Genomic DNA, 7821 nt, shown 5'->3' on the forward strand with positions numbered 1-7821 from the left:
CGAGATGAAACGGCGAGCCCGCGCTTCATCTCGCGACCAATACTCCCGCCGGAGGCATCCCCGGGAAAGGCCCGTCCCGGACCGGGGGGGGCAGCTTAAAGCAGAGACCCGCCGGGAAACCCCGTGCCGCGGCGCGGTACCGGTGCTAGGCTGGCGCCACGATGCATCAGATTTGAGAGCCCGACGTGCCTGCGCTTTGCCGAGATTGCCTGTCCCCCTTCGACCATGGGCGGCGCTGCCCGTCCTGCGGCTCGCTGCGGGTGACGGCGCATCCAGAGCTGTTCGATCTGTCGATCGCGCATATGGATTGCGACGCTTTCTATGCCAGCGTCGAAAAACGCGACAATCCCGCGCTGCGCGACCGTCCGGTGATCATCGGCGGTGGCCGGCGGGGCGTGGTGTCGACCGCCTGCTACGTTGCGCGCATTCGCGGCGTCCGCTCGGCGATGCCGATGTTCCAGGCGCTGAAACTCTGCCCCGAGGCGGCGGTGGTGCGGCCGCGCATGGAGCTTTATGCCGAGATCAGCCGCAGCATCCGCGCGATGATGGAGGCGCTGACCCCGGATGTGGAACCCCTGTCGCTGGACGAGGCCTTCATGGATCTGTCGGGCACCGAGAAGCTGCATGGCGCTCCGCCGGCGGTGATGCTCGCCCGGCTGGTCAAGCAGATGAAGGACGAGCTGGGCCTGACCGGCTCGATCGGTCTCTCGCACAACAAGTTCCTGGCCAAGGTGGCCTCGGATCTGGAAAAGCCGCGCGGCTTCTCGGTGATCGGCAAGGCCGAGACCGCCAGCTTTCTGCACGACAGGCCGGTGCGGCTGATCTGGGGCATTGGCCCGGTGGCGCAGGCCGCGCTGGACCGGGCCGGCATCCACACCTTTGCCGACCTTCTGCGCTGGGAACGCCAGGACCTGACGGCGCGTTTCGGCAGCATGGGCGAGCGGCTCTGGCACCTGGCGCGGGGCGAGGACCGGCGCCGGGTCTCGGCACATGCGCCGATAAAGAGCATCTCGAACGAGACCACCTTCTTCGAGGATACAGGCGACCGCGATCTTCTGGACGGGCACCTGTGGCGCCTGTCGGAAAAGGTCTCGGATCGGGCCAAGGCCAAGGCCAGGGCCGGGCGGGTGGTGACGCTGAAGCTGAAACGCGCCAATTTCACCCTGATCTCGCGGCGCCTGGCGCTGCGCGACGCGACCCAGATGGCCGATACCATCTACCGTACCGCACGCGGCCTGTTCGACCAGGTCGGCGAGCAGGGGCCCTACCGGCTGCTGGGGGTCGGGCTTTCGGAGCTGGTGCCCGCAGACGGCGCCGACCTCTCGGGCGATCTGCTTGATCCGCAGGCGGCGCAGCGGCGCAGCGCCGAGCGCGCCACCGACGCGATTCGCAAACGCTTCGGCGCCGAGGCGATCCTGAAAGGGCGCGCCATACGCTAGGCGCTATTCGGCGGCCAGCGGCCGGCGGTCGCTACCAAGCCGCGTGATCTTGGCGACGATCCCGTCGAGCAGGGCGGCGAAGGCCTCGAAATCCGGTCCGGGTTCGATTCGCGCCTCGTCCATGTAGAGCGAGCGGTCGATCTCGATCTGGATCGCGTGCTGCTTGCGGGCCGGGCGCCCGTAATGCTGGGTGGTATAGGCGCCGGCAAAGGGGGTATTGCGCGCCACCCGCAGCCCCGCCGAGGCAAAGGCGGCTTCGATCTCTTCGACGATCTCGGGATCGGCGGCGGCCCCGAACCGGTCGCCGAGCACGATCTCGGGGCGCAGCGCCGCCGGCACCCCCAGCGATTCCAGCGCTTCGCGCGGCATCGAGTGACAGTCGATCAGCACCGCCCGCCCCATCAGGGCGCGGGTCTCGTCCAGCAGCGATTGCAGCCGCGCGTGATAGGGGCGCCAGTAACGGTCGATGCGGCGGGTGGCCTCGGTCAGCGCCAGCTTGCCGTGATAGATCGGCCTGCCGTTGGCGACGACGCGGGGGATGACCCCGAGGCCCGAGGCGACGCGCGGCGTGCGCACGGGCCGGCGAATCCCCTGGATCAGTGCCGGGTCCAGCTCGTCCGGGGCGCGGTTGAGATCGAGAAAGGCGCGCGGCGGGCCGGCAACCAGAAAGGGCGAACCGTGGCGCGGCGCGCAGGCGAAAAGCCGGTCGACGAAAGCGTCTTCGGAGCTGCGAATCGTCTGCGCATTCAGCAACGAGCGACGCACGAACCATTCGGGGTAGTCGCTTCCGGAATGCGGCGAGGCAAACACCACCGGCGAGGTCTGGGTGACCGGGCGCATCAGTGAATAGGCTTGCTTCGGCATTTCTCCTCCTGCTCTGCCCCGTATCGGGTTTCTCGCCCCATATTGCCCGAGTTCCGGTGGCATATGAAGCTTTTCCTGCGGGCCGCGGCGCCGGAAACCGCAGGATCCGGGGCGGCTTTCGCGGCGCCTTGAAATTTCTCGCGAATATCCTGCGCGAAAGCTCTTGAACCCGGCGCCGACTCCTTTTATAGACCCGCTACCGGCGCGGTCATTCGCGCCCCTTTTATTTAGGGGGGTGAGAGCTGCATCGGGATCAGAGTGGGCGATTAGCTCAGCGGTAGAGCACTTCGTTGACATCGAAGGGGTCACAAGTTCGATCCTTGTATCGCCCACCATGAATTCACTGCCCCGGGGCTCCGGGGTGCCCGCCAACCCGGCGCATGTCGCGCCCGTCAGAGGAGAAGACCCATGAAGGTCAAGAACTCGCTCCGCTCGCTGAAGCAGCGTCACCGCGACTGCCGTGTTGTCCGCCGCAAGGGCCGTGTGTACGTCATCAACAAGACGCAGCGTCGCTTCAAGGCACGCCAGGGCTAAGCCCGACACATCGCCAGAGACGAGAAAGCCGCCCCTTGGGGCGGTTTTTTCTTGTCTGCTGCCAGCCTTCGGGGGCGCCGCAGCCCGACCGAATCGAAAAGGGGGCCGGTTGCCCCGCCCCCCATCGTTTCCGGATCTTGCCGGATCGTGCCTCAGCCCGCCAATTGCGCGCCGGGGGTGGAGCGGGAGATTTCCACCTCTTCCTCGCTCATGCCTTCGGGGATGCCCTCGAACAGCGGCGTCGACAGATAGCGTTCGCCGGTATCGGGCAGCATCACCAGAATGTTCGAACCCTCGGGCGCGTCCTTGGCGACCTCCATGGCGGCGGCAAAGGTGGCGCCGGCCGAGATGCCGACAAAGATGCCCTCTTCGGCGGCCAGCCGGCGCGACCAGGCGATGCCCTCGGGGCCCGGAACTTTCAACAGCGCGTCATTGAAACCCTTGTCCAGCGCTTCCTGAAGCACATGCGGGATGAAATCCGGGGTCCAGCCCTGGATCGGGTGGGGCTCGAACGAGGGGTGGCTTTCGGTGGCCTGATGGGCCTCGTTGCGGGTGTTGGTATAGCCCGACGAGACCAGCGCCGCATTGGCCGGTTCGGCCAGGATGATCTTGGTCTCGGGGCTTTTCTCGCGCAGCACCCGGCCGACGCCGGCAACGGTGCCCCCGGTGCCATAACCCGAGACGAAATAATCCAGCTTCTCGCCATCGAAATCACCGAGGATCTCGGCCGCGGTGGTGTGTTCGTGAATATCGGCATTGTCGGCGGTTTCGAACTGGCCGGCGAGGAACCAGCCGTTCTTCTCGGCCAGCTCGATGGCCTTGGTGTACATGCCGAACCCCTTCTGCTCCTTGGGCGTCAGCACCACCTTGGCGCCGAGGAAGCGCATCAGACGGCGGCGCTCGACGGAAAACGCCTCGGACATGGTGATGACCAGCGGATAGCCCTTGGCGGCGCAGACCATGGCGAGGCCGATGCCGGTATTGCCCGAGGTCGCCTCGACCACGGTCTGCCCCGGTTTCAGCCGCCCGTCGCGCTCGGCGGCCTCGATGATGTTCAGCGCCAGCCGGTCCTTGACCGAACCGGCCGGGTTGAAGGCTTCGGATTTGACGTAGACGTTCACATGCGCCGGCGCGACGCGGTTGATGCGGATCACCGGCGTGTTGCCGACCGTGTCGAGAACGCTGTCATAGCGCGCGCCGCGCCCGTTGGTTTTTCTGATACCCATAATCTGACCTTTCAAATACCGGCCGGGGCCGGGGCTGTCCTATTTGATTCCTGTTGCTGAAACGACAGAAGCAACTAACGGCGCGGAACGAAAGCACCCGCGACGCAAGCAAGGAAAACCTTCTGAACTTTCCTCAAGTCAAGGAACAGTGTCGCGGGTTTCGCATGCGAAAATTTCACTGCCGGAAGAATGTCACGATTTCCACCGAAACCGCCGCCGGGCCACCGCCCCCGCAAGACGCCGCGAGGGGCGGTTTCGCGCCCGGATCATCCCGCCCCCCCGAGGGGGCCGCGCATCTAGCCGGCCACCAGGAGAAGCATGGTTTTCTGCGACACAAGCCCGGTCACCGGCACCCCGCGCGAGCGCTGGAAACGGCGCAGCGCGCGGCGCGTGTTCTCGTCGAAGACCCCGTCGATGGCGCCCGGATCCTCGCCATGGGTGGACAGGCGCTGTTCGACCAGCAGGCGGGAGATCTGGTTGCCGGCCAGGCTGCGCTCCTGCTCGCTCTGTCGCTGCAACAGGTCCTGATTGTCCTGAATCCGCTCGAAGGCCTCGACGCGTCTGCGGGCCTCGTCGGCATAGCGCCCATGCGGGTGGGCCTCGAGATAGGCCCGGTAGCCGGTAAGCCCGTCATGATAGAGCGCCTGCTCCCAGGCCGCCTGATCGCCGACCTGCGACTGCGACCGCGACAGTTCCGCGTGACGCCGGCGGGCCTCGGCGGCGAACAGCCCGTCGGGATAGGCGTCAAGATACCGGGCGTAGCCTTCAAGGCTGTCGCGGCCTTCGACCTCGCGCCACAACTGGCGGTCGCGCCGGTCTTGCAGCTGGCGCTTGCGGTCGGCCTTGTCGCGCAGCACATCGTGGGTCTGCGCGGTCAGGAAGCCGGTGGCCGGCAGGGCGTTGTCGCGCTGGAAGCCGGTGATCGCCCGCCGGGTGCCATTGCCGAACACGCCGTCGATGCCACGGGTGTCGTAGCCCAGCAGCGTCAGGTCCTCCTGCACGGCGCGGCGCTGGCTCGGGCTGAGACCCAGCTGGGTCTCGGCCTGCTTCATCTGGGCCGCCTCGTCGTGGCGCAGCTGACGCAGCGCCGCGCGGGCCTCGCCGGCATGGCGTCCGTTGGGGTAACGATCGAGATAGAATCGCAGCGCCTGCTCGGTGCCGAGGTCACGCAGCGCATCCCAGTAGCTGCCTTCGCCCGGATCGACCGGCGCCAGATAGGGCAGGAAGGCGGCCGCGCGCGGCTGGTAGCCCCGGGCCTCGATGCCGGGGCCGGCGGATTTGGCGATTTCCGCCAAAGGACGCCCGGGTGTCAGCAGCTCGGCGACCAGCGAATCGAGCCGGTCGGCCGGCGCGAGAAACCCGCTTACGCCATGCGGAAAGGACAGCCCGGCGAGGCCGCCACCGGCGCCCTGCCCCAGTATCAGGTCGCGCTCGTAACGCCCGACGACGACCACCGCCTGCCCCTGATGCCCGGCGACCAGCGCCGTCAGCCCGCCGAGGGGCAGCGCCGATCCGCCGATATCCAGCGCACCGACATCCCCGGCGTCGGCGCCAAGAAGCCATGGGCTGCGAAAGGCGCTGGCGTAATGGCCCGAGACCACCACCATGACCCGGTCGGCGCCCTGGCGCAGACGGTCCGAAAACCGCGCCGTCGCGGCGCGCAGACCGGCGCTGTCCTGGCGGTCGTTGACGATGACCTCGAAACCGCTGCGCCGCAGCTTCTGGGCGATGCTGCGCAGGTTCGGGTCCGCCCGAAGCGGCGGCTGGTATCGGTAGTCTTCCACCGTCAGCACCAGAGCCAGGTCGGCCGCCAGCGCCGGCAGTGAAAACAGCATGGAAAGGGCAACAAGTGCCGGTGTCAGGATTTTTCGCATAACGCCCCCCTAAATGTGCAGGGCGGCCACCCGAGGGCGCGCCGCGCCTCACAGTCTTGCGCAAAAGGGCCGGTTATCAAATAGCAACCGGGAAAAAGCCGGAAACCCGGGGGCGCGGCCGGCCGGTCCCGGGGCCGGCGGCGTGCCTGGGTCAGTCGTATTTGCGCTGGTCGTCGATCACCAGCCCGTCCTTGGGCAGGCTGCCGGGGGCGACGATCTCGATCTGGCCGCGCAGCTTCAGCGTGTCAGACACCGATTGGGCATAGGCCTCGACCGAGCCCCCCGCTTCGGCTTCGATCTGCACGGTCATCGCGTCCATCTCGCCGTTGCGGGTGACGGTGACGCGCGCCTTGGAAATCTCGGCATGCTTGGCCACCAGGTCGGCCACCTGTTCGGGGCGCACGAACATGCCCTTGATCTTGGCGGTCTGGTCGGCGCGCCCCATCCAGCCCTTGATCCGCATGTTGGTACGGCCACAGGGCGAGACACCGGGCAGAACCGCCGACAGATCGCCGGTGGCAAAGCGGATCAGCGGGTAGTCGGGGTTGAGCGACGTCACCACCACTTCGCCGACCTCGCCCGGCGCCACCGGGTTGCCGGTGCCGGGGGTGACGATCTCGACCAGAACGCCCTCGTCGACGATCATGCCTTCCATGGCCGGGCTTTCATAGGCGACGCTGCCGAGATCGGCGGTGCCATAGCCCTGGAGGCACTGGATACCGCGATCGGCATATTCCTGACGCAGCGAGGGGAACAGCGCGCCGCCGCCGACCTGGGCCTTGGTGATCGCCAGCGCCAGCCCCATCTCGTCGGCCTTGTCGAGAATGATCTTGAGGTAATCCGGCGTGCCGACATAGGCGGTGACGCCGATGTCATGCGCCGCGCGGGCCTGCAATTCGGTCTGGCCGGTACCGGCAGGCAGCACCTTGGCGCCAACCGCGCGGGCACCGCATTCGAACATCATGCCCGCAGGGGTCAGGTGATAGGAAAAACAGTTCTGGACGATGTCCTCGGCGCCGATGCCGGCGGCAAACAGGGCGCGCCCCGAGCGCCACCAATCGCCATCCTGCCCGCCGGGTTCATAGATCGGGCCCGGCGACTGGAACAGATGCACGATGCCGGGGCGCGTCAGGTCGGCATAGCCGCCCAGCGGCGAACGGGCGCCCTGCGCCTTGCTCAGTTCCGATTTCCGCAGCACCGGAAGCGCGGCCAGCGCCTCGGGCGAGGTGACCGCGGCCGGGTCGACCTCGGCCAGCGCCTCGGCATAGCCGGGCAGGGCCTTGGCGCGGGCGATCTGCCCGGGCAGCCCGGCGGCGATGTCTGCGGTCCGCTGATCCGCCGAGCGGGTTTCCAGGGTATCGTAAAACTGGCTCATCAGGCCGTCCTTCTTTCTTGCGGTGTCCGCGCCATCGGGCACGGGGCTCCGGTGGACAGGGCAAACCGCCAGTCCGGGTCTGTCGTTCTTGGGCGAGGGGCCGCCGCGCTCCGTCCGTTGCGACGGGCAGCGCGGGTCAGCTGAGCCAGCGCTTGCGGCGACGATACGAACGCACGTCGCGGAAGGATTTGCGCCCCTCGTCGGACATGCCGAGATAGAATTCCTTGACGTCCGGGTTCTCGCGCAGTTCCTTGGCCGGCCCGTCCATCACCACACGCCCCGATTCAAGGATATAGCCGTAGTTGGCAAAGCGCAGCGCGACGTTGGTGTTCTGTTCCGCCAGAAGGAAGGTCACGCCCTCTTTCTCGTTGAGGTTCTTGACGATGCCGAAGATCTCTTCGACCAGCTGCGGCGCCAGCCCCATCGACGGTTCGTCGAGCAGGATCATGCTCGGCCGCGCCATCAGCGCGCGCCCGATCGCGACCATCTGCTGCTCGCCGCCGGACGTA

Annotated in this window: 7 protein-coding genes and 1 tRNA gene; 3 read left to right on the forward strand and 5 right to left on the reverse strand. The window is 67.3% G+C overall.

The annotated features are described in order from the left end of the window. Positions 1-185 precede the first annotated feature (185 nt). Complete coding sequence (locus tag ABZD10_RS11680) at positions 186-1439, forward strand: DNA polymerase IV (RefSeq protein WP_372886687.1); 1254 nt, start codon at positions 186-188, stop codon at positions 1437-1439. Between the two features lie 3 nt (positions 1440-1442). On the opposite strand, the gene ABZD10_RS11685 is transcribed toward ABZD10_RS11680, so the two are convergent. Beyond that, the gene (locus ABZD10_RS11685) at positions 1443-2303 is read right to left on the reverse strand and encodes an N-formylglutamate amidohydrolase (RefSeq protein ID WP_372886688.1); all 861 of its coding nucleotides are present in this window, start codon (positions 2301-2303) and stop codon (positions 1443-1445) included. A 260-nt stretch (positions 2304-2563) separates the two neighbouring features. Here ABZD10_RS11685 and ABZD10_RS11690 point away from each other — a divergent pair. Both ABZD10_RS11690 and ykgO read left to right on the forward strand, forming a co-directional pair. Beyond that, positions 2564-2638 (forward strand) — tRNA-Val (locus tag ABZD10_RS11690). 73 nt (positions 2639-2711) lie between these two features. After that, positions 2712-2837 (forward strand): type B 50S ribosomal protein L36, encoded by a 126-nt coding sequence (gene ykgO / locus ABZD10_RS11695; protein ID WP_012177066.1) that lies wholly within the window; start codon positions 2712-2714, stop codon positions 2835-2837. A gap of 152 nt (positions 2838-2989) precedes the next feature. Here ykgO and cysK read toward each other — a convergent pair whose 3' ends face one another. From cysK to ABZD10_RS11715, 4 genes are all read right to left on the reverse strand, one after another. Further along, positions 2990-4063, reverse strand: coding sequence for a cysteine synthase A (gene cysK, locus ABZD10_RS11700; RefSeq protein ID WP_372886689.1), 1074 nt, complete (start codon positions 4061-4063; stop codon positions 2990-2992). A 296-nt stretch (positions 4064-4359) separates the two neighbouring features. Beyond that, positions 4360-5898 carry a peptidoglycan-binding protein gene (locus ABZD10_RS11705; protein ID WP_372886691.1) on the reverse strand — a complete coding sequence of 513 codons (1539 nt, stop codon included), beginning with the start codon at positions 5896-5898 and terminating at the stop codon, positions 4360-4362. Between the two features lie 190 nt (positions 5899-6088). Then, complete coding sequence (locus ABZD10_RS11710; protein WP_372886693.1) at positions 6089-7312, reverse strand: phenylacetate--CoA ligase family protein; 1224 nt, start codon at positions 7310-7312, stop codon at positions 6089-6091. Between the two features lie 136 nt (positions 7313-7448). Beyond that, the coding region (locus ABZD10_RS11715) for an ATP-binding cassette domain-containing protein (protein ID WP_372886694.1) at positions 7449-7821 on the reverse strand (373 nt) is incomplete at its 5' end.

Source organism: Shimia sp., from assembly GCF_041624275.1.
In the GTDB taxonomy this organism is placed as follows: Bacteria; Pseudomonadota; Alphaproteobacteria; order Rhodobacterales; family Rhodobacteraceae; genus Shimia.